Annotated in this window: 17 protein-coding genes and 1 pseudogene; 10 read left to right on the top strand and 8 right to left on the bottom strand. The window is 69.6% G+C overall.

Annotation, left to right across the window (positions count from 1 at the left end; all coding sequences use genetic code 11):
- Positions 1-8: 8 nt before the first annotated feature.
- Positions 9-422 (top strand): annotated as a pseudogene (locus ACWGJB_RS12000) (VOC family protein); the annotation flags it as partial.
- 25 nt (positions 423-447) lie between these two features.
- Here ACWGJB_RS12000 and ACWGJB_RS11995 read toward each other — a convergent pair.
- Together ACWGJB_RS11995 and ACWGJB_RS11990 are read right to left on the bottom strand one after the other, a co-directional pair.
- Positions 448-1002 (bottom strand): methylated-DNA--[protein]-cysteine S-methyltransferase, encoded by a 555-nt coding sequence (locus tag ACWGJB_RS11995; RefSeq protein ID WP_453380066.1) that lies wholly within the window; start codon positions 1000-1002, stop codon positions 448-450.
- 51 nt (positions 1003-1053) lie between these two features.
- A complete protein-coding gene (locus tag ACWGJB_RS11990; protein WP_453380065.1) occupies positions 1054-1923 on the bottom strand; it encodes a glycerophosphodiester phosphodiesterase in 870 nt (289 codons plus the stop codon).
- A 277-nt stretch (positions 1924-2200) separates the two neighbouring features.
- Between ACWGJB_RS11990 and ACWGJB_RS11985 the strand changes: the two genes are divergently transcribed.
- From ACWGJB_RS11985 to ACWGJB_RS11955, 7 genes are all read left to right on the top strand, one after another.
- On the top strand, positions 2201-3067 hold the full coding sequence (locus ACWGJB_RS11985; RefSeq protein ID WP_453380064.1) for an MHYT domain-containing protein: 867 nt from the start codon (positions 2201-2203) through the stop codon (positions 3065-3067).
- Between the two features lie 40 nt (positions 3068-3107).
- Positions 3108-5255, top strand: coding sequence for an excinuclease ABC subunit UvrB (gene uvrB / locus ACWGJB_RS11980; RefSeq protein WP_453380063.1), 2148 nt, complete (start codon positions 3108-3110; stop codon positions 5253-5255).
- A 158-nt stretch (positions 5256-5413) separates the two neighbouring features.
- Complete coding sequence (locus tag ACWGJB_RS11975) at positions 5414-5992, top strand: TerD family protein (RefSeq protein WP_352224595.1); 579 nt, start codon at positions 5414-5416, stop codon at positions 5990-5992.
- Positions 5993-6041: 49 nt separating this feature from the next.
- Positions 6042-8069 (top strand): TerD family protein, encoded by a 2028-nt coding sequence (locus ACWGJB_RS11970; protein ID WP_453380062.1) that lies wholly within the window; start codon positions 6042-6044, stop codon positions 8067-8069.
- Between the two features lie 222 nt (positions 8070-8291).
- Complete coding sequence (locus tag ACWGJB_RS11965; RefSeq protein WP_453380061.1) at positions 8292-9293, top strand: TerC family protein; 1002 nt, start codon at positions 8292-8294, stop codon at positions 9291-9293.
- Between the two features lie 129 nt (positions 9294-9422).
- Positions 9423-9725: a hypothetical protein gene (locus ACWGJB_RS11960; RefSeq protein ID WP_453380060.1), complete on the top strand. Its 303-nt coding sequence runs from the start codon at positions 9423-9425 to the stop codon at positions 9723-9725.
- Positions 9726-9843: 118 nt separating this feature from the next.
- Positions 9844-10944 (top strand): calcium:proton antiporter, encoded by a 1101-nt coding sequence (locus tag ACWGJB_RS11955; RefSeq protein WP_453380059.1) that lies wholly within the window; start codon positions 9844-9846, stop codon positions 10942-10944.
- A gap of 23 nt (positions 10945-10967) precedes the next feature.
- Here the strand turns inward: ACWGJB_RS11955 and ACWGJB_RS11950 are convergent, their stop codons facing one another.
- Positions 10968-12239 (bottom strand): MFS transporter, encoded by a 1272-nt coding sequence (locus ACWGJB_RS11950; RefSeq protein WP_453380058.1) that lies wholly within the window; start codon positions 12237-12239, stop codon positions 10968-10970.
- 172 nt (positions 12240-12411) lie between these two features.
- Between ACWGJB_RS11950 and aroQ the strand changes: the two genes are divergently transcribed.
- Complete coding sequence (gene aroQ, locus ACWGJB_RS11945; RefSeq protein ID WP_453380057.1) at positions 12412-12885, top strand: type II 3-dehydroquinate dehydratase; 474 nt, start codon at positions 12412-12414, stop codon at positions 12883-12885.
- A gap of 4 nt (positions 12886-12889) precedes the next feature.
- On the opposite strand, the gene ACWGJB_RS11940 is transcribed toward aroQ, so the two are convergent.
- From ACWGJB_RS11940 to ACWGJB_RS11920, 5 genes are all read right to left on the bottom strand, one after another.
- Positions 12890-13642 carry an amino acid ABC transporter ATP-binding protein gene (locus ACWGJB_RS11940; protein ID WP_453380056.1) on the bottom strand — a complete coding sequence of 251 codons (753 nt, stop codon included), beginning with the start codon at positions 13640-13642 and terminating at the stop codon, positions 12890-12892.
- Positions 13639-14559, bottom strand: a complete 921-nt coding sequence (locus ACWGJB_RS11935; protein WP_453380055.1) for an amino acid ABC transporter permease — start codon at positions 14557-14559, stop codon at positions 13639-13641. The genes ACWGJB_RS11940 and ACWGJB_RS11935 overlap by 4 nt, the downstream gene beginning before the upstream one ends.
- Positions 14556-15440, bottom strand: coding sequence for an ABC transporter substrate-binding protein (locus ACWGJB_RS11930; protein ID WP_453380054.1), 885 nt, complete (start codon positions 15438-15440; stop codon positions 14556-14558). The genes ACWGJB_RS11935 and ACWGJB_RS11930 overlap by 4 nt, the downstream gene beginning before the upstream one ends.
- A gap of 436 nt (positions 15441-15876) precedes the next feature.
- Positions 15877-16533, bottom strand: coding sequence for an MBL fold metallo-hydrolase (locus ACWGJB_RS11925; protein ID WP_362568012.1), 657 nt, complete (start codon positions 16531-16533; stop codon positions 15877-15879).
- 44 nt (positions 16534-16577) lie between these two features.
- On the bottom strand, positions 16578-17267 hold the full coding sequence (locus tag ACWGJB_RS11920) for a maleylpyruvate isomerase family mycothiol-dependent enzyme (protein ID WP_453380053.1): 690 nt from the start codon (positions 17265-17267) through the stop codon (positions 16578-16580).
- Between the two features lie 224 nt (positions 17268-17491).
- On the opposite strand from ACWGJB_RS11920, the gene uvrA reads away from it, so the two are divergent.
- On the top strand, positions 17492-20521 hold the full coding sequence (uvrA, locus tag ACWGJB_RS11915; protein WP_453380052.1) for an excinuclease ABC subunit UvrA: 3030 nt from the start codon (positions 17492-17494) through the stop codon (positions 20519-20521).
- The last annotated feature ends 143 nt before the right edge of the window (positions 20522-20664 follow it).

Genomic DNA, 20664 nt, shown 5'->3' with positions numbered 1-20664 from the left:
TGAGCCGCATGACGAATCACACGGCACGTCTGGACCATGTCGTCCTCTGGGTCGCCGACCCGGTCGCCCGGCCGACTTCTACGAGCGGATGCTCGGCCTGGAGCCTTTGAAGGTCGCCGAGTTCACCGCGGGAGAGGTGTCCTTCCCCTCCGTACGTGTCGACGAGGAGACGATCTTCGACCTCGCACCGCATACCCTCGCCGCACGCATGCCGGTGCCCCCCGGCTCGGCCGGCCACCCGGCGAACCACATCTGTCTGTGCCTGCCGTCCGACGCGTTCGACGCCTTGCGCGCGCCTCGCCGAGCACGGCGTCCCCATGACCGACATCGGCCACGGCTCCTTCGGCGCCCGCGGGAAGGCCCAGCACGACTTCTGCTTCCACGACCTGGACGGCAACGTCGTCGAGGCCCGGCATTACGACCGACCGCCGCTCCTGCCCGGGCGCCTCAGAACAGCGGCTCGGGCAGGACGCCCTCGAGGGCGAGCAGCTTCCGCTTGGTCTCCAGACCGCCGCCGAACCCGCCGATGCCGCCGTCGCTCTCCACCACCCGGTGACACGGCACGACGACCGGCAGCGGATTGGCGCCCATCGCCGCGCCCACCGCCTGCGCCCCGCCGGGCTGCCCGACCCGCCCGGCCAGGTCGCCGTATCCGACCACGGTGCCGTAGGGGACACCGGCGGCCAGTTCGCGCAGCACCTGCCGGTTGAAGCCGGAGATCAGCGACCAGTCCAGCGGCAGGTCGAAGTCCTGCCGCTCGCCCGCGAAGTACGCCCGCAGCTGGCGTATCGCCTCGGCCAGCACCGGCGCCGCGGCATCCTCGACGGGCTCGGCGCCCAGCCGGGCCGCCAGCCGCTCCAGGGTCCGCTCCCGCACCGCGTCCGTGGCGTGGAACACCACGGTGACCAGGCCCTCGCGGGTCGCCGCCAGCAGCAGCGGACCGATGTCGGTGCCCGCGACGGCCCACACCACCCGCTGCTCGTACTGCCCTTCGCTGTCCATGCGACCCACCGTACGACCCGCCACTGACAACGCCGGCCCGTCCGGCCGCGCTCAGCTCGCGCGCAGTGCGGCCCGCACCACGTCCGGCTTGTTGGTGATGATCCCGTCGACGCCGTAGCCGACGGCCTTCCAGGTGGTGGCCGCGTCGTCCACCGTCCAGGTGAAGACGCGCAGCGGCGTGCCGTGCGGGCCCTCGAGCGAGTGCACGGAGGAGACATAACCGGTGGAGATCGACCCCACCGACGGGTTGATCAGGTCCGCAAAGCGCGCGTACCGCTGCAGGGCCGACACGGGCGGTGTGCCGAGGTAGCCGGTCGTCACGGCGGGCCTGAGACCGTGCACGATGCGCAGGCTGTCGGCGCTGAAGCTCTGCACGACGAACCGGCCGAGGTGCGGTCCGTCCAGCCAGCCCTCGTTTCCCAGCAGCTTGACGATCTGCTGCTCGATGCCCGGGTACAGCTCCGGGTTCTTGATCTCCAGGAGCAGTTTCTCGTGGTTGTGCTCGATCCTGCGCATGTACTGCGCCAGCGTGGGCACGCGCGTGCCCGTGTAGGAGGGGGAGAACCAGCTGCCCGCGTCCAGCCGGGAGATCTCGGCGGCGGTGAAGTCCTTCACCTTCCACGGCGCCCGGCCGGGGAAGACCTGTTCGACGTTCGTGGTGCGCGCAAGGCTGTCGTCGTGGAGAACCACCAGCCGGCCGTCCCTGGTGCGCTGGACGTCGTTCTCGACCCAGGTGAAGCCCAGTGCGGCCGCCTTGTCGACGGCGGCCAGCGTGTTCTCGGGTGCGTAGGCGCAGGCGCCCCGGTGCGCGAGCACCGTGGGCTCGCGTACGTCGCCGGCCCGGGCGGCGGGCACGGGGCTCAGCAGGGCGGCCGTGCCGAGCAGCGCGGTGGTCGTGGCGGCGACGGCACGCGCGTGCATGTGTGCTCCTCACGTCGGATGAATACGGACAGCACAAGACTGACAGCAAGGAGTCAACAGCAGCCGGGTGCGGGACGGCCACAGATTGAATGGAGTTACCCAACTCCGCTCACTGGTGCCGCACAACTGCGGCAAAGCCGTGTTTCTTTGCCGGAAAATCGTTCGACCATTCCGGTGCGGGTCATACTCTCTGCGTCAACCCTGACCGCTCGGGCGGTCCTGGGACGGGGGCGCATATCAAATATTCCGGGACGCAAAGGGTGAAGGGCAGCCACGTATGCAGGGCACGGTCGACGGATTCAGCTACGGGGTCGTCACCCCGCTGGTGGCCTATGTGATGGCCTGCCTCGGCGGTGCCCTCGGACTGCGCTGCACGACCCGGGCGATGCTGGTGGCCCAGTCCTGGCGGCCCGCCTGGCTCGCCCTGGGGTCGGCCGCGATCGGCTCCGGCATATGGACCATGCACTTCGTCGCCATGATGGGGTTCAGCGTCAGGGAGACGCCGGTCCACTACGACAAGACGATCACCTTTGCGAGCCTCGGCCTCGCCATCGTCATGGTGGGTGTCGGGATCTTCATAGTCGGCTACCGGGGTGCCACCGGAACCGCGCTCTTCACGGGCGGCACGATCACCGGTCTGGGCATCGCCTCGATGCACTACCTCGGCATGGCCGGCCTGCGCCTCAACGGGACCCTGGAGTACAACACGCTCACCGTGGGCGCGTCGGTCGTGATAGGTGTCGTGGCCGCCAGCTCGGCCTTGTGGGCGGCCGGGCAGATCCGCGGCTTCCTGTGGAGCGTCGGCGCGAGCCTCGTGATGGGACTCGCCGTCAGCGGCATGCACTACACCGGCATGGCCGCCATGACCGTGCACCTCCACAACACCGGTGCCACGCCCCCCGGCGACTCGCCCGCCTCCCTGCTCGCCCCCATGCTGATCGGCCCGCTGGCCTTCCTCTGCCTCGCCGCCGCCGTCGTGGTGTTCGACCCCATGATGATCATCGGCAGGCCGGACCCGCTCCGCGTGGAGCACAAGCCGGGCGTCCCGGCCGACGAGGTCACCCACCACCCGAGCCGCCGCCCGCAGCTGCGCATCGGCCGCCAGCAGAGCCACCACAGCTCCCGCACTCCGCAAAATCGCTGATCAGAACCGGTTGTCAGTGCGGGGTCGTACGGTGGAACCCATGCGGCCCGTTTCCCACATCGAACGCACGGTGGCGCCCTTCGAGGTCGTCAGCCCGTACCAGCCCAGCGGCGACCAGCCGGCGGCCATCGCCGAGCTGGCCAAGCGCGTCGAGGCCGGTGAGAAGGACGTCGTCCTCCTCGGCGCGACCGGCACCGGCAAGTCCGCCACCACCGCGTGGATGATCGAGAAGCTCCAGCGCCCCACCCTGGTGATGGCGCCGAACAAGACGCTGGCCGCCCAGCTGGCCAACGAGTTCCGCGAGCTCCTCCCGAACAACGCGGTCGAGTACTTCGTCTCGTACTACGACTACTACCAGCCCGAGGCGTACGTCCCGCAGTCGGACACCTACATCGAGAAGGACTCCTCGATCAACGAAGAGGTCGAGCGACTGCGCCACTCCGCCACCAACTCGCTGCTCACCCGCCGCGACGTCATCGTGGTCGCCTCCGTGTCCTGCATCTACGGCCTCGGTACACCGCAGGAGTACGTCGACCGGATGGTCCCGCTGCGGGTCGGCGACGAGATCGACCGCGACCTCCTGCTGCGCCGCTTCGTCGACATCCAGTACACGCGCAACGACGTGGCGTTCACCCGCGGCACCTTCCGCGTCCGGGGCGACACCATCGAGATCTTCCCGGTCTACGAGGAGCTCGCCGTCCGCATCGAGATGTTCGGCGACGAGATCGAGGCGCTGTCCACGCTGCACCCGCTCACCGGCGAGATCATCAGCGACGACCAGCAGCTGTACGTCTTCCCGGCCTCCCACTACATCGCGGGTCCCGAGCGGCTGGAGCGGGCCGTCAACGACATCGAGAAGGAGATGGCGGAGCGCCTCACGGAGCTGGAGAAGCAGGGCAAGCTCCTGGAGGCCCAGCGGCTGCGCATGCGCACCACGTACGACATCGAGATGCTCCGCCAGATCGGCACCTGCTCCGGCGTGGAGAACTACTCGATGCACTTCGACGGCCGCTCGCCCGGCTCTCCGCCCAACACCCTGCTCGACTACTTCCCGGACGACTTCCTCCTCGTCATCGACGAGTCGCATGTCACCGTGCCGCAGATCGGCGCCATGTACGAGGGCGACGCCTCCCGCAAGCGCACCCTCGTGGACCACGGCTTCCGGCTGCCCTCCGCCCTGGACAACCGCCCCCTGAAGTGGGAGGAGTTCCAGGAGCGCATCGGGCAGGCCGTGTATCTGTCGGCGACCCCGGGCACCTACGAGCTGTCCCGCGGGGACGGCGTCGTCGAGCAGATCATCCGCCCCACCGGCCTCGTCGACCCGGAGGTCGTCGTCAAGCCCACCGAGGGCCAGATCGACGACCTGGTGCACGAGATTCGCAAGCGCACCGAGAAGGACGAACGCGTCCTCGTCACCACCCTCACCAAGAAGATGGCCGAGGACCTCACCGACTACTTCCTGGAACTCGGCATCCAGGTGCGCTATCTGCACAGCGACGTCGACACCCTGCGCCGCGTCGAGCTGCTGCGCGAGCTGCGCTCCGGCGAGTATGACGTCCTGGTCGGCATCAACCTGCTGCGTGAGGGCCTCGACCTGCCCGAGGTGTCCCTGGTGGCCATCCTCGACGCCGACAAGGAGGGCTTCCTGCGCTCCGGCACCTCACTGATCCAGACCATCGGCCGCGCGGCGCGCAACGTCTCCGGCCAGGTCCACATGTACGCCGACAAGATCACCCCGGCGATGGAGCGGGCCATCGACGAGACCAACCGCCGCCGGGAGAAGCAGGTCGCCTACAACACGGCCAACGGCATCGATCCGCAGCCGCTGCGCAAGAAGATCAACGACATCGTCGCGCAGATCGCCCGCGAAGAGGTGGACACCGAGCAGCTGCTTGGCTCGGGCTACCGAAAGCAGAAGGACGGCAAGGCGGCCAAGGCCCCCGTTCCGGCCCTGGGCGACAAGGCGGCCAAGGGCGCGAAGGCCGGCAAGGCGGCCAAGGGCAAGGCGAAGGAAACGGTGCCGACCGACCGTCCGGCGGCCGAACTCGCCGAGCAGATCGAGGAGATGACGGAACGTATGCGTGCCGCCGCCGCGGATCTGCAGTTCGAGATCGCGGCCCGGCTGCGTGACGAGGTCTCCGAGATGAAGAAGGAACTGCGTCAGATGAGGGAGGCGGGCCTGGCCTGAACCCCGAGTCGCCGCCGGACCTCGGCAAGGGCGCGAAGTGTTGCAACACCGACACAAACCGCGGGCCGGGGTTCGGCACTGTCAGCGGCGCTGCATAGGGTTTTGGACAACCGCGCACTTCGCGGCAACCGGGGACATCCGACGAGGGGACAGCAGCCGTGACCGTCAACATGACCAAGGGTCAGGCCATCAGCCTGGAGAAGAAGGACGGCGGCTCCCTGAGCGCGGTCCGCATGGGTCTTGGTTGGAAGGCGGCACCCCGGCGCGGGCTGTTCGGCTCGCGCACCCGGGAGATCGACCTGGACGCCTCGGCGGTGCTGTTCGCCGACAAGCAGCCCGTCGACGTCGTCTTCTTCCGCCACCTGGTGAGTGACGACGGCTCGGTCCGGCACACGGGCGACAACCTCGTCGGCGGCGCGGGGCAGGGCGGCGACGACGAGGCCATCCTCGTCGACCTCGCGCGCGTCCCGGTCCACATCGACCAGATCGTCTTCACCGTCAACTCCTTCACCGGCCAGACCTTCCAGGAGGTGCAGAACGCCTTCTGTCGACTGGTCGACGAGACCAACGGCCAGGAACTCGCCCGCTACACGCTCGACGGCGGCGGTGAGTACACCGCACAGATCATGGCGAAGGTGCACCGCTCCGGCTCGGGCTGGACGCTGACGGCCCTGGGCGTGCCGGCCAAGGGCCGCACCTTCCAGGACCTGGTGCCCACGATCCTGCCGGTCCTCTAGGAGAAGCCCCGCGGCGCACGACGACACGACACACAGGGGGACATGGGCGATGGCGGCCGAGCTGAAGCGCGGGCAGAACCATCCGCTCTCGCGGAACCGGATCGAGATCCGGATCTCGGCCGATGTGCCGGTCGTGGCCGGGGCCACCCTCGCCGACGACGCCGGCCGGGTGCGGGACGCCGACCGGGTGGCCCATCCGGGCGCACCCACCCTGCCCGGGATCGAGGTCTCCCGGCAAGCGGCCGCCGAACACCGGCTCGCCGTCGACGTCGACGCCCTGCCCGAGGCCGTGCACCGGGTCAGCGTCCTGATCGCTCTGCCCGCAGCCCTCGGCGGCCCGTTCCGCTTCGGCGCGGTCGCCGCGCCGCGCGCCGCGGTCACCGGCCTCGACGGCACCGAGGTCGCGGGCTACACCCTCGCCGGCCTGGACGCCGAGTCGGCGGTCGTGGCCCTGGAGCTCTACCGCCGCCAGGGCGCCTGGAAGATCCGCGCGGTGGGCCAGGGCTACGCGGAGGGCCTCACCGCGCTCCTGACCGACCAGGGCCTGCCGCAGGCCGCCGAACTCGCCCGCGGGATCGAGGAGGCGGTGGCGCGCGGTGTGGCCCGGTCGGTCCCGGTGCACACGGACACCGGCCGCTCCCGTCGTACGGCCGCCTCCGTCGCCGGCCCCGATCCGTCCGGCACCAGTGCCGGGTCCCCGTACGACGTTCAGGCACCCGGCGACGGCAGCGACCAGCCGATCCCTTCCGGCGGACCTGGCGGACCTGGCGGACTCGGTGGATCAGAGTCGGCACTCGGTGACGGCCGGTCCCAGGTCTCTGAAGGACCCGCCGCGGCCGCCACGCCCGTCGGTGGCCCCATCGACTACACGCATCCCAGGCGCCGCCAGGCGTCCTCGCCCACGGCGTCGGCGGCCCCGGCGGCGCCCGCCCCGGCCGACGGGCCCGTGCCGCCCGTCGCCGGCGATGCGGTCGGCTGGTCCATGGACGAGCGGCTGTACAACCAGGTCTGGGGCATGTTCGAGGACCTGGCCCGCTCCACGGCCGCGTACCGCAGTGCCGTCGACTTCGCCGAGTCCCGTATGGAGAAGGAACTCGACCAGGTCCTCGCCGACCCGCGCAGCCGCCTGGGCTCCACGGGCGACGCCGCACGCGAGGCGGCCCGCGCCCGGCAGGCCCAGCTGGTCGACCAGGCCCAGACGGCCCTCGACCGCGACCTCGCCCAGCTCACCGCCGAGTCCGAGGTCGTCGAGCCCGCCCTGCCACCGGCGTACGCACGCTGGGACAACCCCGTCTGGCATGCCTACCAGGCACCGACGGAACCGCCGATGGCCGTGCGACTGGGCGACCTGCACCTTGCGGAGAGCGATCCGCTCCGCATCCCGATGCTGGTCCGGCTGCCGCTGGAGCGGGGCCTGTGGATCGACAGCGGCCTCACCTCGACTCCCGACGGTGGCTTTCCCGACGCCGATGACCTGCGGCACCTCGCCCTGCACACGGCGGTGGCGCTCGCGGCCCGGCTGCTCGCCGTACACCCGGCCGGGGAGTTCGGCGTACAGGTCATCGATCCGGCCGGTTCCGGTGCCTCCGCGCTCGCCCCACTGACGGGGGCCGGCGTACTGGCCGGGCCACCCGCGACCGGCGCGGCCGGTGTGGTGGAGGTACTGGGTCGACTGACCGAGCGCGTCGACCTGGTGCAGATGGCCGTACGCGGCGGCGCGGCGGATGCCCTGCCGCCCGGTCTGGACATCTCCCGGCAACTGCTGATCGTCAACGAGTTCCCGCACGGTTTCGACGACCGCGCCGTCACTCAGCTGCGCTATCTCGCGGACGAGGGCCCGGACGTCGGTGTCCATCTCCTGCTGGTCGCCGACCGCGAGGACGCCGCCGCCTATGGACCGTTGCTCGATCCGCTGTGGCGTTCACTGATGCGACTCACGCCGGTACCGGACGATCACCTGGCCGACCCGTGGGTGGGGCATGCCTGGACGTACGAGCCCTGCCTCGTGCCGGCCGGGAGCCAGGTGCTCCAGCAGGTGCTCAGCCAGGTCGCGATCGCGCGTACCAAGCGTATGTAAAGCCACCTGACCAGGCGGCTTGGTCTTTCTTTTACCAATCGCTTTACCTTTCCTTGGTGATTGGGGTACTGTTTTCCTCACGGAGGGGAGTACTCCCTATCTGCTGCGGCGTACCCGTCAATACGGATCCGACCGGATCCCGGGGCGTCGGCCCGTCTCGGGTGGAAGAGACCTCCGGCAGCGATGACGCTGGCCCTTTGCCATTCACAAACCGGAGGCGCAGTGGATGTGTCCGTGACCCTTTGGGTCCTCACCATCTTGGGTCTGGCCGCCCTCATCGCGGTCGACTTCTTCATCGGCCGCAAGCCGCATGACGTATCCGTCAAGGAAGCCGGAATCTGGACCGTCGTCTGGATCGCCCTGGCCGGACTCTTCGGCCTCGGCCTGCTCGTCTTCGGCGGCAGCCAGCCGGGCGGCGAGTTCTTCGCGGGCTTCATCACCGAGAAGTCGCTGAGCGTCGACAACCTCTTCGTCTTCGTCCTGATCATGGCGAAGTTCGCCGTGCCCTCGCAGTACCAGCAGCGGGTGCTGCTCGTCGGCGTCCTCATAGCCCTGGTCCTGCGGGCCGTCTTCATCGCCGCGGGCGCCGCGATCCTCGCCAACTTCTCCTGGGTGTTCTACCTCTTCGGCGCTTTCCTGATCTGGACCGCCTGGAAGCTGATCCAGGAGGCCCGGGCCGACGAGGAGGAAGAGGAGTTCGAGGAGAACAAGCTCCTCAAGGCCGCGGAACGCAGGTTCGGTGTGGCCGACCGCTACCACGGCACCAAGCTGTGGATCCAGCAGAACGGCAAGCGGGTCATGACCCCGATGCTGGTCGTGATGCTTGCGATCGGTACGACCGACGTCCTGTTCGCGCTGGACTCCATCCCCGCGATCTTCGGCCTGACGCAGGACCCGTACATCGTCTTCACGGCCAACGCCTTCGCGCTGATGGGTCTGAGGCAGCTGTACTTCCTCATCGGCGGTCTGCTGAGGAAGCTGGTCCACCTCTCCTACGGCCTGTCGATCATCCTCGGCTTCATCGGCGTCAAACTCGTGCTGCACGCCCTGCACGAGTCCGGCGTCCATGTCCCGGAGATCAGCATCCCGGTCTCGCTCGGCGTCATCTGCGCGGTCCTGATCGTCACCACGATCACCAGCCTGCGGGCCTCCGGGAAGCAGGCGGCGGCCGAGGCGGCGCAGGGCCGGAGCGAAGGCGCTCCGAAGGACAGCATCGACGTCTGACCGCGTCGGACGTAGGAACAACCACTCCGTGGAGCGGTGCGAAGCGCATTGCCGACCCGCCGCTCCCGGTGCTTCGTTGGGTGGCGGAGCGTCCCCGGTCGGGGGCGCCGCCACCCGGTGGAGGCAACCGTGACATTCGTCCAGATCATCGACTTCGAGACCGACCGCATCGACGAGATGAGGGCCCTCGCGGACGAGATGGGCAACCAGTTCGCCGGCGGTGAGAACAGCCCGACGCGCCGACTGATCCTCAGGGACCGGAGCCGGCCCGGCCACTACCTGGGCGTGATCGAGTTCAACTCCTACGAGGAGGCCATGCGCAACAGTGACGACCCCGAGACGAGCAAATTCGCCGAGCGGATGGCCGCCCTGTGCACCCGCCCGCCGTCCTTCGCCGACTGCGACGTCGTGGACATGACCGACTTCGCGTAACCGTTCGATCGACCGCACCCGTACGACCCCGGGGGCCGTCCCGCGCCGACGGCGAGCCCCCCGGGGGGGCCGAAAAGACTGGCATGCGAACCCTGTACGCCTCTGCCACCATCGCTGCATGATCACTCGGCTCAGGTCGCTCACCACTCAGTGGACGTTCCTCGTGCCGGTGCTCGCGGTCGTCCTGCTCCTGTTCACCTGGGGTCGTGATCTGCCCGGCGCGGTCGTCGCACTGGTGACCGTGGTCCTCGCCGGATCCGTGCTCGCCGCCGTCCACCACGCCGAGGTCGTCGCCCACCGGGTGGGCGAACCCTTCGGCTCCCTGGTCCTCGCCGTCGCCGTCACGATCATCGAGGTGGCCCTGATCGTCACCCTCATGGTCGACGGCGGCGACAAGAGTTCCACCCTTGCCCGGGACACCGTCTTCGCCGCTGTGATGATCACCTGCAACGGCATCGTCGGCGTCTGTCTCCTCGTCGCCTCCCTGCGCCACGGCACCGCGGTCTTCAACCCCGAGGGCACCGGCGCCGCCCTCGCGACCGTGGCCACCCTGGCTACCCTCAGCCTGGTCCTGCCGACCTTCACCACCAGCAGACCGGGCCCCGAGTTCTCCGGCGTCCAGCTGACCTTCGCGGCCCTTTCCTCACTGATCCTGTACGGCCTGTTCGTCGCCACCCAGACCGTGCGGCACCGCGACTACTTCCTGCCGATCACCCGGCAGGGCGAGGTGATCGCCGGCGACGACCACGCCGAGGCGCCCTCCGCGCGCACCGCCCGGATCAGCCTGGGCCTGCTGGGCCTCGCGCTCGTCGGCGTCGTCGGACTGGCCAAGGGCGTGTCGCCGACGATCGAGTCCGGCGTACAGGCGGCCGGACTGCACCAAGCCGTCGTCGGCGTGATCATCGCCCTGCTGGTGCTGCTTCCCGAGACCATCGCGGCCCTGCGCTCCGCCCGCCGCGACCGTGTGCAGACCAGCCTCAACCTGGCGCTCGGCTCGGCCATGGCCAGCATCGGGCTGACCATCCCCGCCGTCGCCCTGGCCTCCATCTGGCTCTCCGGCCCCCTGGTACTCGGCCTCGGCGCCACCCACATGCTGCTGCTCGCGCTCACCGTGGTGGTCAGCTCCCTCACGGTGGTGCCGGGCCGGGCCACACCGCTCCAGGGCGGCGTCCATCTGGTGCTGTTCGCCGCCTATCTGGAGCTGGCGATCAACCCCTAGCGCGCACTCGCCCGGTGACCGGATCACCCGATGACCGGCTCGGCCGCCGCTACCGGCATCGGGCGCGTCTCCGGCAGCAGTGCGAAGCAGCCGAGGCTCAGCAGCGCGATCGCCGTCAGATACGTCCCCACAGCCCACGGCACCCGTCCGCTGTGCTCCGCCAGCGCCGTCGCGACGATCGGGGTGAGCGCGCCTCCGAGGACCCCGCCGAGGTTGTAGCCGACGGCGGCGCCGGTGCAGCGCACCCGGGGCTCGTACAGCTCCGGCAGATAGGCGGCGACGACGGAGAACATGGCGATGAAGGAGACCAGCGCGCCCGTGAACCCGAGGAACATCAACAGGGGCTCACCGGTCGCCAGCAACGCGACCATCGGGAACATCCACAGCGCCGAGGCCGTGCACCCCGCAAGACACAGCGGTCGTCGCCCGTAGCGGTCGCCGAGCAGGGCCATCACCGGTGTGAGCGAGCCCTTCACCACCACGGCGGCCATGATGCAGACGAGCATGACGGTCCGGCTCACCCCGAGCCGGTCCGTCCCGTACGCCAGCGACCAGGTGGTCACCGCGTAGAACACCGCGTACCCGACCGCGAGCGCCCCCGCCGTCAGCAGCACCAGCCGCCAGTGATGCCGTACGACCTCGGCGATCGGCACGCGCGCGTGGTCGTCGAGTTCCAGGAACCGGGGGCTCTCGGCGAGCGACGAACGCAGCCACAGCCCGCTCAGCGCCAGCGCTCCCGCCGCCCAGAACGGCACCCGCCACCCCCACTGCGCGAACTGTGCTTCGGACAGCGACGCGGACAGGGCCAGCATCACGCCGTTGGCGAGCAGAAAGCCTACGGCCGGGCCGATCTGCGGAAAGCTCGACCACAGGGCGCGCCGCCCAGGGGGCGCGTGCTCCGCGGTCAGCAGCACTGCCCCGCCCCACTCCCCGCCGAGCCCCAGCCCCTGCAGAAAGCGCAGCACGAGCAGCAGCACGGGCGCGGCCACGCCGATCGTGCCGTACGTCGGCAGGCAGCCGACCGCGACCGTCGAGGCGCCGGTCAGCAGCAGGGACGCGACCAGGACCGGACGCCGGCCACGCCGGTCCCCGATGTGCCCGAACAGTACCGAGCCCAGCGGGCGGGCCACGAACCCCACACCGAACGTCCCGAACGCCGCCAGCGTGCCTGCGAGCGGCGAGAACGTCGGGAAGAACAGCGGCCCCAGGACGAGCGCCGCGGCCGTGCCGTAGACGAAGAAGTCGTAGAACTCGATGGCGGTCCCGGCGAGCGAGGCGGCCGCCAGCCTCAGCATCGAGGGAACCTTTACGGTGCGTACATCGTGCATGCCGCGTCAACTACCCACGGTGACCGTCCGTTACGGGGGCGCACGGCGCCCTTCACGGGCGCCTCGGCGCACCGTGATAAACCGGTCTGAGCCGCGGTCCACCCAGGGCCGCTCATCGTCCGAACGGACCGGAGGAAGTGTGCCCCGCACCCTGGCCAATGCCCCGATCATGATCCTCAACGGGCCCAACCTGAACCTGCTCGGCCAGCGCCAGCCCGAGATCTACGGCTCCGACACGCTCGCCGACGTCGAGGCCCTCTGCGTCAAGGCGGCGGCCGCGCACGGCGGCACCGTGGACTTCCGGCAGTCCAACCACGAGGGCGAACTGGTCGACTGGATCCACGAGGCGCGCCTCAGCCACTGCGGGATCGTCATCAACCCGGGCGCCTACTCGCACACCTCGGTCGCCATCCTGGATGCCCTCAACACCTGCGATGGGATGCCTGTGTTGGAGGTCCACATCTCCAACATCCACAAGCGCGAGTCGTTCCGGCACCACTCCTATGTCTCCCTGCGCGCCGACGGCGTGATCGCCGGATGCGGCGTGCAGGGCTATGTGTTCGGCGTGGAGCGGGTGGCGGCGCTGGCCGGCGCCGCCACGGCAGACGCCTGACGCCTCAGAGCCGTCCGGCCTCCACGATCCGCCGCAGGAAGCGCCGGGTGCGCTCCTGCTGCGGATCGCCGAACACCTGCTCGGCGGTGCCGTGTTCGAGTACGACGCCGCCGTCGAGGAAACAGACCTGGTCGGCGACGTCCCGGGCGAAGCCCATCTCGTGCGTCGCCAGCACCATGGTCATGCCCTCGTCCTTCAGACCGCGGACCACGGTGAGCACCTCGCCGACCAGCTCCGGGTCGAGGGCGGCGGTGATCTCGTCGAGCAGCAGCAGCCGGGGCCGTACCGCAAGGGCGCGCACGATCGCCACCCGCTGCTGCTGACCGCCGCTCAACCGGTCTGGGTAGGCGCCCGTCTTGTCACCCAGCCCGAGGCGTTCCAGGAGCTCCCGGGCCCGTTCCTCGGCCTCCGCGCGGGAGACGCCGTGCACCCGTCGCGGTGCCAGGGTGATGTTGTCCAGCACGGTCATGTGCGGGAAGAGGTTGTACGCCTGGAAGACCACGCCGATACGGCGGCGTACCGCGTCCTGGTCCGCGCGCGGGGCGGTGATCTCCTCGCCCTCCAGCCAGATCGCTCCGTCGTCGATCTCCTCGAGGAGGTTGGCACAGCGCAGCAGCGTCGACTTGCCGGAGCCGGACGCGCCGATCAGCGCGGTCACCGTGTGCGGGGCGACCGCCAGGTCCACGTCCCGCAGCACCACCGAGCCGCCGAAGGTCTTGCGGACGGACTCCATGCGCAGGACAGGTGCGTCGCTCATATGGATCCTCCCTGGGCCCGCTGCCGGTCCATCCGTGCCGTCACCCAGTCCGTGAAGCGGGTCATCGGGATGGTCAGCGCCACGAAGAGCAGCCCGGCGACGATGTACGGCGTGTAGTTGAGGCTGCGGCCCACGATGATGTCGGCCGCCCGTACGGCGTCGATCGCACCGCCGATCGACACGAGACCGGTGTCCTTCTGGAGCGACACCAGGTCGTTCAGCAGCGGCGGCACCTGGCGTCGTACAGCCTGTGGAAGGATCACATGGCGCAGGGCCTGCCGGTTGGTGAGGCCGAGCGAGCGGGCCGCCGCGCGCTGCGAAGGGTGGACCGACTCGATGCCGGCGCGGAACACCTCGGCCACGTAGGCGGAGTACGTCAGTGTCAGCGCGGTACCGCCCAGCAGCACCGGATCGACCGTCACGCCCTGCAGCCGCAGCGCCGGGACACCCAGGACCACGATCATCAGGTTGATGATCAGCGGCAGCCCGCGGAAGAAGTCGGTGTACGCCGCCGCGAGCGCCCGCAACGGGAAGAACACCGGCCCGCGCAGCGTGCGCGCGATGGCGATCAGCATGCCGAGGACCAGTACGGCGGCACCGCAGACGACCAGCAGCCGGACGTTCAGCCACAGCCCTTCGAGGACCTTCGGCAACGCCTCGCGCGCGTACTGCCCGTTGAAGAACGTCTCCTTGGTGCGCGGCCAGCCGGGCGCGTTCACGACGACCAGGTAGAGCACGACCGCTGTGACCAGCGTCGAGAGCGCGGCGATCGCGGTGGCGCGGCGGGCGCGGGCACGCCTGTAGCGCTCCCGTTCCAGCCGCCGTTCGGACGGGGTGTAGCCGTCGCCCCCGTGCGCGGCCATGTCACTCGTGCCGTCCGCGCCCTCCCGGCCGGACCCGTCCTTGGTGACGGTCACTTGAGCACCGGGGCGTCGACGGCGTCGGACAGCCACTGCTGCTCGATCTTGGCCAGTGTGCCGTCCTTGCGCAGCGCGTCGACGGCGTTCGTGACGCACGAGGTGAGCGCGCTGCCCTTGTCGAGGACCAGGCCGAACTGCTCGGGCGTGCCGCCCTGGTTCTCGAACTGGCCGACGATTTTCGCGTTCGTCACCTCGGCCGAGGTGATGTAGAAGGCGGTCGGCAGATCGACCACGATCGCGTCCACCTGGCCGTTCTTCAGCGCCGACTTGGCCTGGTCGTTCTTGGCGTACACGGCGGGCTGCTGCGACGGCTTCACCACGTCGGTGATGTAGTCGAGGCTGGTGGTGCCGACCTGGGCGCCCAGCTTGAGGCCCTTCAGATCCGCGATACCGGTCGCCTTCGCGGCCTTGCTGCCCTTGAGCGCGATGACCGCCTGGCGCACGTCGTAGTAACCCGAGGAGAAGTCCACGGCCTTCTTGCGCTCGGTGCTGATGGACACCTGGTTGATGTCGAAGTCGAAGGTCTTCACACCGGGCGCGAACGCCTTGTTGAACGGCACGCTCTGCCAGACGACCGCGCTCTTGTCGTACCCCAGTTGCTTCGCCACGGCGTACGCGACCGCCGACTCGAAGCCCTCGCCGTTGGCCGGCTTGTCGTCCTTGAACCACGGCTCGTACGCCGGTTCGTCCGTCGCGACCGTCAGCCTGCCGGACGTCTGGGTGGCCAGCTTGCCCTTGGCGCACGTGGTTCCGGCCGAAGAGGAAGACCCGCCGGAAGCCTTCTCCTCCGGCTGCGGAGCACAGCCGACAGCGGTGGCGAGCAGGGCTATGGTGGCGGCGGCGACAGCGCGACGCAGTGCGCTCGGGGCAGGGTGCATGGCGGGAGAGTGACAGCGAACGCCGCGTATGTCCAGGTCAAGGGGTTATCTGTCCGCATAGTGGGAACCGGTGTTGCGGTCTTGTGAACGTTGCCCGTCGCGGGTTGCGAAGCGACCATGCCGGGGCCGCCGGTCGAGGGCGGGGAATGGTGACCGGCGGCCCGTACCGCGCAGGAGCCGTCATCCTGTGCGGGGCTGACACCAGTTGACCGCGCAACGACGCGCAGGGGGAGCGTGCGCTGGACCCCGGCGCGTGCGAACTGTTCACACGGGGCGCGCGACGAGTCCGCGCGGGGCGTGTGCCGTAGTGCGCGCCGGGCGGGGGTGAAGAGGCGCGCGCCGGGCGCGAGTTGAGAATCACGCGCCGGGCGCGGACGGCTCACGCGGATGGCTCACGCCCACGGCTCACGCTCATGGCGTGCGTACCCGCCGGCGCTCACCACCCGCGCGCGTGCCACTCCGGCAGGTGCGGGCGCTCCGTGCCCAGTGTGGTGTCGTTGCCGTGCCCCGGGTACACCCAGGTCTCGTCCGGCAGCACGTCGAAGATCTTCGTCTCGACGTCGTGGATCAGGCTGGCGAAGGCCTTCGCGTTCTTGTGCGTGTTGCCCACCCCGCCGGGGAAGAGACAGTCCCCGGTGAAGACGTGCGGGTGGCCGTGCGGGTCGTCGTAGACCAGGGCGATGGAGCCGGGGGTGTGACCGACGAGGTGGCGGGCGGTCAGTTCGACCTGGCCGACCCGGATGACGTCGCCGTCGTCGACGGCGACGTCGGTGGTGACCGGGATGCCGGAGGCGTCCTCGCGGCCCGCGTACGTCCGTGCGCCGGTGGTGGCGACGACCTCAGCCAGCGCCTGCCAGTGGTCGCCGTGCTGGTGCGTGGTGACAACGGACGCGATGCCGTCGTCACCGATCATGCCAAGGAGCGTCTCGGCGTCGTTGGCCGCGTCGATCAGCAGTTGCTCGTCCGTGGCGCGGCAGCGCAGCAGATAGGCGTTGTTGTCCATGGGCCCGACCGCGATCTTGGTGATCATCAGGTCCTTGAGCTCGTGCACGTCCGCCGGTCCGCCGACCGTCACCTCTCCGCTGTACGTCATGGCGGTCAGCCTATAGCGGGGAGTGGCCCGCGAGGTGCCGTGCGCTACAGCGGCGGAAGCGCGGGCAGGGCGCCGCCCCGCACCGTCAGGGCCGAACCGTCACGGCGACCGGCGAGCCAGCCGAGCAGATCCGCGGCGCTTCCTTCGATGCCGACCGGGTCTCCGGGGGCGCCACCGCCCGTCGTCCAGACGCGGCCGCCGTCGGCACGCAGTCCGGTCGAGGGAACGTCCCGGTGGCCGCCGAAGCGTTCCGCCAGGAAGTCGATCTCGCGTTCCGTGAACTCCGCCGGGAGGTCTTCCAGCTCGTAGCCGATCCCGAGGTCGACGTGGTGCAGCTCGACCTCGCCCCAGCGCCGGAACGGGACCCGTGCCGCCGCGTCGGTGACCCCGTTGCGCAGCTCCACCGTGCGCGTCCAGTCCGCGGGCTCCGCCCCGCGGGCCCGGAACCGGGCGTCGCTTTCGCGCAGGTCGGCGAGGTGGGCGTCGAGCGGGCGCGGGGCGTCCCGCTCGATGTCGGCGTCCCGGGCCCCGCCGGAGACGTACATGGGACGCCCGTCGAGGACGTTCGTGAGCGCGTCCGCGTTGCGGGCGAGGTGGGCCAGGACGTGACCGACCGTCCAACCGGGCAGCCGTGACGGTCGCGCGACGGACGCGTTGTCCAGTTTGGCGACTGCGGTGAGGAGCCGGTCCGTCGCTTCCTGTACAGACGCCAGGTCATGAGCGTGATCAATCATGCGGCTGACAGTAGCCCCGCCACTCCTTCGGGTGAAGGTTTCGCACGAGGTCCGTAAATCGAATGCGCGTGCTATATCGTCGGTGGCGGCGTCGGGCATGCTGGATGGTCCGGGATTGTTTACGCATCCAGGAATCCAACCGGCGTTGTCAGTGGCTCCCCCTAGTCTGAAGAAGCACGGGGCCCTGCCCCTGTCACTTCTCTCAAGAAAGGTGCGGACCGGCTGTGGCCGACCGTCTCATCGTCCGTGGCGCGCGCGAGCACAATCTGAAGAATGTCTCGCTCGACCTGCCTCGTGACTCGCTCATCGTCTTCACGGGGCTGTCCGGGTCGGGCAAGTCCTCCCTGGCCTTCGACACGATCTTCGCCGAGGGCCAGCGGCGCTACGTGGAGTCGCTCTCCTCGTACGCGCGCCAGTTCCTCGGGCAGATGGACAAGCCGGACGTGGACTTCATCGAGGGCCTGTCCCCGGCGGTGTCCATCGACCAGAAGTCGACCTCGCGCAACCCGCGCTCGACGGTCGGCACCATCACCGAGGTCTACGACTACCTGCGTCTGCTCTTCGCGCGCATCGGTAAGCCGCACTGCCCCGAGTGCGGCCGACCGATCTCCCGCCAGTCGCCGCAGGCCATCGTCGACAAGGTGCTGGAGCTGCCCGAGGGGAGCCGCTTCCAGGTGCTTTCACCGCTGGTGCGCGAGCGCAAGGGCGAGTTCGCCGACCTCTTCGCCGACCTCCAGACCAAGGGCTACTCCCGCGCGCGCGTGGACGGCGAGACCGTTCAGCTCTCCGAACCGCCGACGCTGAAGAAGCAGGAGAAGCACACCATCGAGGTGGTCGTCGACCGCCTCACGGTGAAGGACACCGCCAAGCGCCGCCTCACGGACTCCGTGGAGACCGCGCTGGGCCTGTCCGGCGGCATGGTCGTGCTCGACTTCGTCGACCTCCCCGAGGACGACCCCGAGCGCGAGCGCATGTACTCGGAGCACCTGTACTGCCCGTACGACGATCTGTCCTTCGAGGAGCTGGAGCCCCGCTCCTTCTCCTTCAACTCGCCCTTCGGCGCCTGCCCCGAGTGCACCGGCATCGGCACGCGCATGGAGGTCGACCCGGAGCTGATCGTCCCCGACGAGGACAAGTCCCTCGACGAGGGTGCCATCCACCCCTGGTCGCACGGGCACACCAAGGACTACTTCGGCCGCCTGATCGGCGCCCTCGCGGACGCGCTGGGGTTCCGCACCGACATCCCCTTCGCCGGCCTGCCGCAGCGCGCCAGGAAGGCCCTGCTCTACGGCCACAAGACGCAGATCGAGGTCCGCTACCGCAACCGGTACGGACGCGAGCGCGTGTACACGACGCCCTTCGAGGGGGCGGTGCCCTTCGTCAAGCGCCGGCACAGTGAGTCCGAGAGCGACGCCAGCCGGGAGCGCTTCGAGGGCTACATGCGCGAGGTGCCCTGCCCGACCTGTCAGGGCACGCGCCTGAAGCCGATCGTCCTCGCGGTCACGATCATGGACAAGTCGATCGCCGAGGTCTCGGCGATGTCCATCAGCGACTGCGCGGAATTCCTCGGCGAGCTCAAGCTCAACGCGCGCGACAAGAAGATCGCCGAGCGCGTCCTGAAGGAGGTCAACGAGCGGCTGCGGTTCCTGGTCGACGTCGGTCTGGACTACCTCTCGCTGAACCGCGCGGCCGGCACGCTCTCCGGCGGCGAGGCGCAGCGGATCCGCCTGGCCACCCAGATCGGCTCCGGTCTGGTCGGTGTCCTGTACGTCCTCGACGAGCCGTCGATCGGCCTGCACCAGCGCGACAACCACCGGCTGATCGAGACCCTGGTCCGGCTCCGCGACATGGGCAACACGCTCATCGTCGTCGAGCACGACGAGGACACCATCAAGGTCGCCGACTGGGTAGTGGACATCGGCCCCGGCGCCGGCGAGCACGGTGGCAAGGTCGTACACAGCGGCTCCCTCAAGGAGCTGCTGGCCAACGAGGAGTCGCAGACCGGCCAGTACCTGTCCGGCAAGAAGGCGATCCCGCTGCCTGACATCCGCCGCCCGCAGGACCCGTCCCGTCGGCTCACGGTGCACGGCGCCCGCGAGAACAACCTCCAGGACATCGACGTGTCCTTCCCGCTGGGCGTGTTCACGGCCGTCACGGGTGTGTCCGGCTCCGGCAAGTCGACGCTGGTCAACGACATCCTGTACACGCATCTCGCGCGCGAGCTGAACGGTGCGCGGAACGTCCCCGGCAGACACACGCGGGTGGACGGCGACGACCTCGTCGACAAGGTCGTGCACGTCGACCAGTCGCCCATCGGCCGCACCCCGCGATCGAACCCGGCGACGTACACCGGTGTCTTCGATCACGTCCGCAAGCTGTTCGCCGAGACCACTGAGGCGAAGGTCCGTGGCTACCTGCCGGGCCGCTTCTCCTTCAACGTCAAGGGCGGCCGCTGCGAGAACTGTGCGGGCGACGGCACCATCAAGATCGAGATGAACTTCCTCCCGGACGTCTACGTCCCGTGCGAGGTCTGCCACGGAGCCCGGTACAACCGGGAGACGCTGGAGGTCCACTACAAGGGCAAGTCCATCTCCGAGGTCCTGAACATGCCCATCGAAGAAGCCATGCACTTCTTCGAGGCCGTCCCGGCGATCAACCGCCACCTCACGACGCTGAACGACGTCGGTCTCGGCTACGTCCGTCTCGGCCAGTCGGCGACCACTCTGTCCGGCGGTGAGGCACAGCGCGTGAAGCTCGCCAGCGAGCTGCAGAAGCGCTCCACCGGGCGTACGGTCTACGTCCTGGACGAGCCGACCACGGGTCTGCACTTCGAGGACATCAGCAAACTGCTGAAGGTCCTCGCCGGCCTCGTCGACAAGGGCAACACGGTCATCGTCATCGAGCACAACCTCGATGTGATCAAGACCGCGGACTGGGTCGTCGACATGGGTCCGGAAGGCGGTGCCGGCGGCGGACTCGTCGTCGCGGAGGGCACGCCCGAGGAGATCGCCGCCGTCCCGACCAGCCATACCGGCAAGTTCCTGCGCGAGATCCTCGGCGCCGACCGCATCAGCGATGCCAGCTCGGTGAAGGCCCCACGCAAGACGGTGGCGAAGAAGACGGTCGCGGCCAAGTCGGCGGCGAAGAAGACGGCGACCGTCACGGCCGCCGACAACACGGCCACGAAGAAGGCGGCCGGGGCCACGAGGAAGACGGCGCCCGCGAAGAAGACGACCCGGGCCCGCAAGGCCTGAGGTCCCCGGGCGGCCGGCTCGGACAAATCCAGAAAAGTGGGGGGGGGCGGCGGGGGGGCCCCGCCCGCGGGCCGGCGGGGCCGGCAACGCCCACCCGCGCCCGCCCGGGGCGGCGCACGAGCTCGCAGAAACTAAACCACACA

This window comes from Streptomyces sp. NPDC054813 (assembly GCF_053611365.1).
Note: the sequence above shows the minus strand (reverse complement) of the source record. Positions and strands in the feature narration are given on the sequence as shown.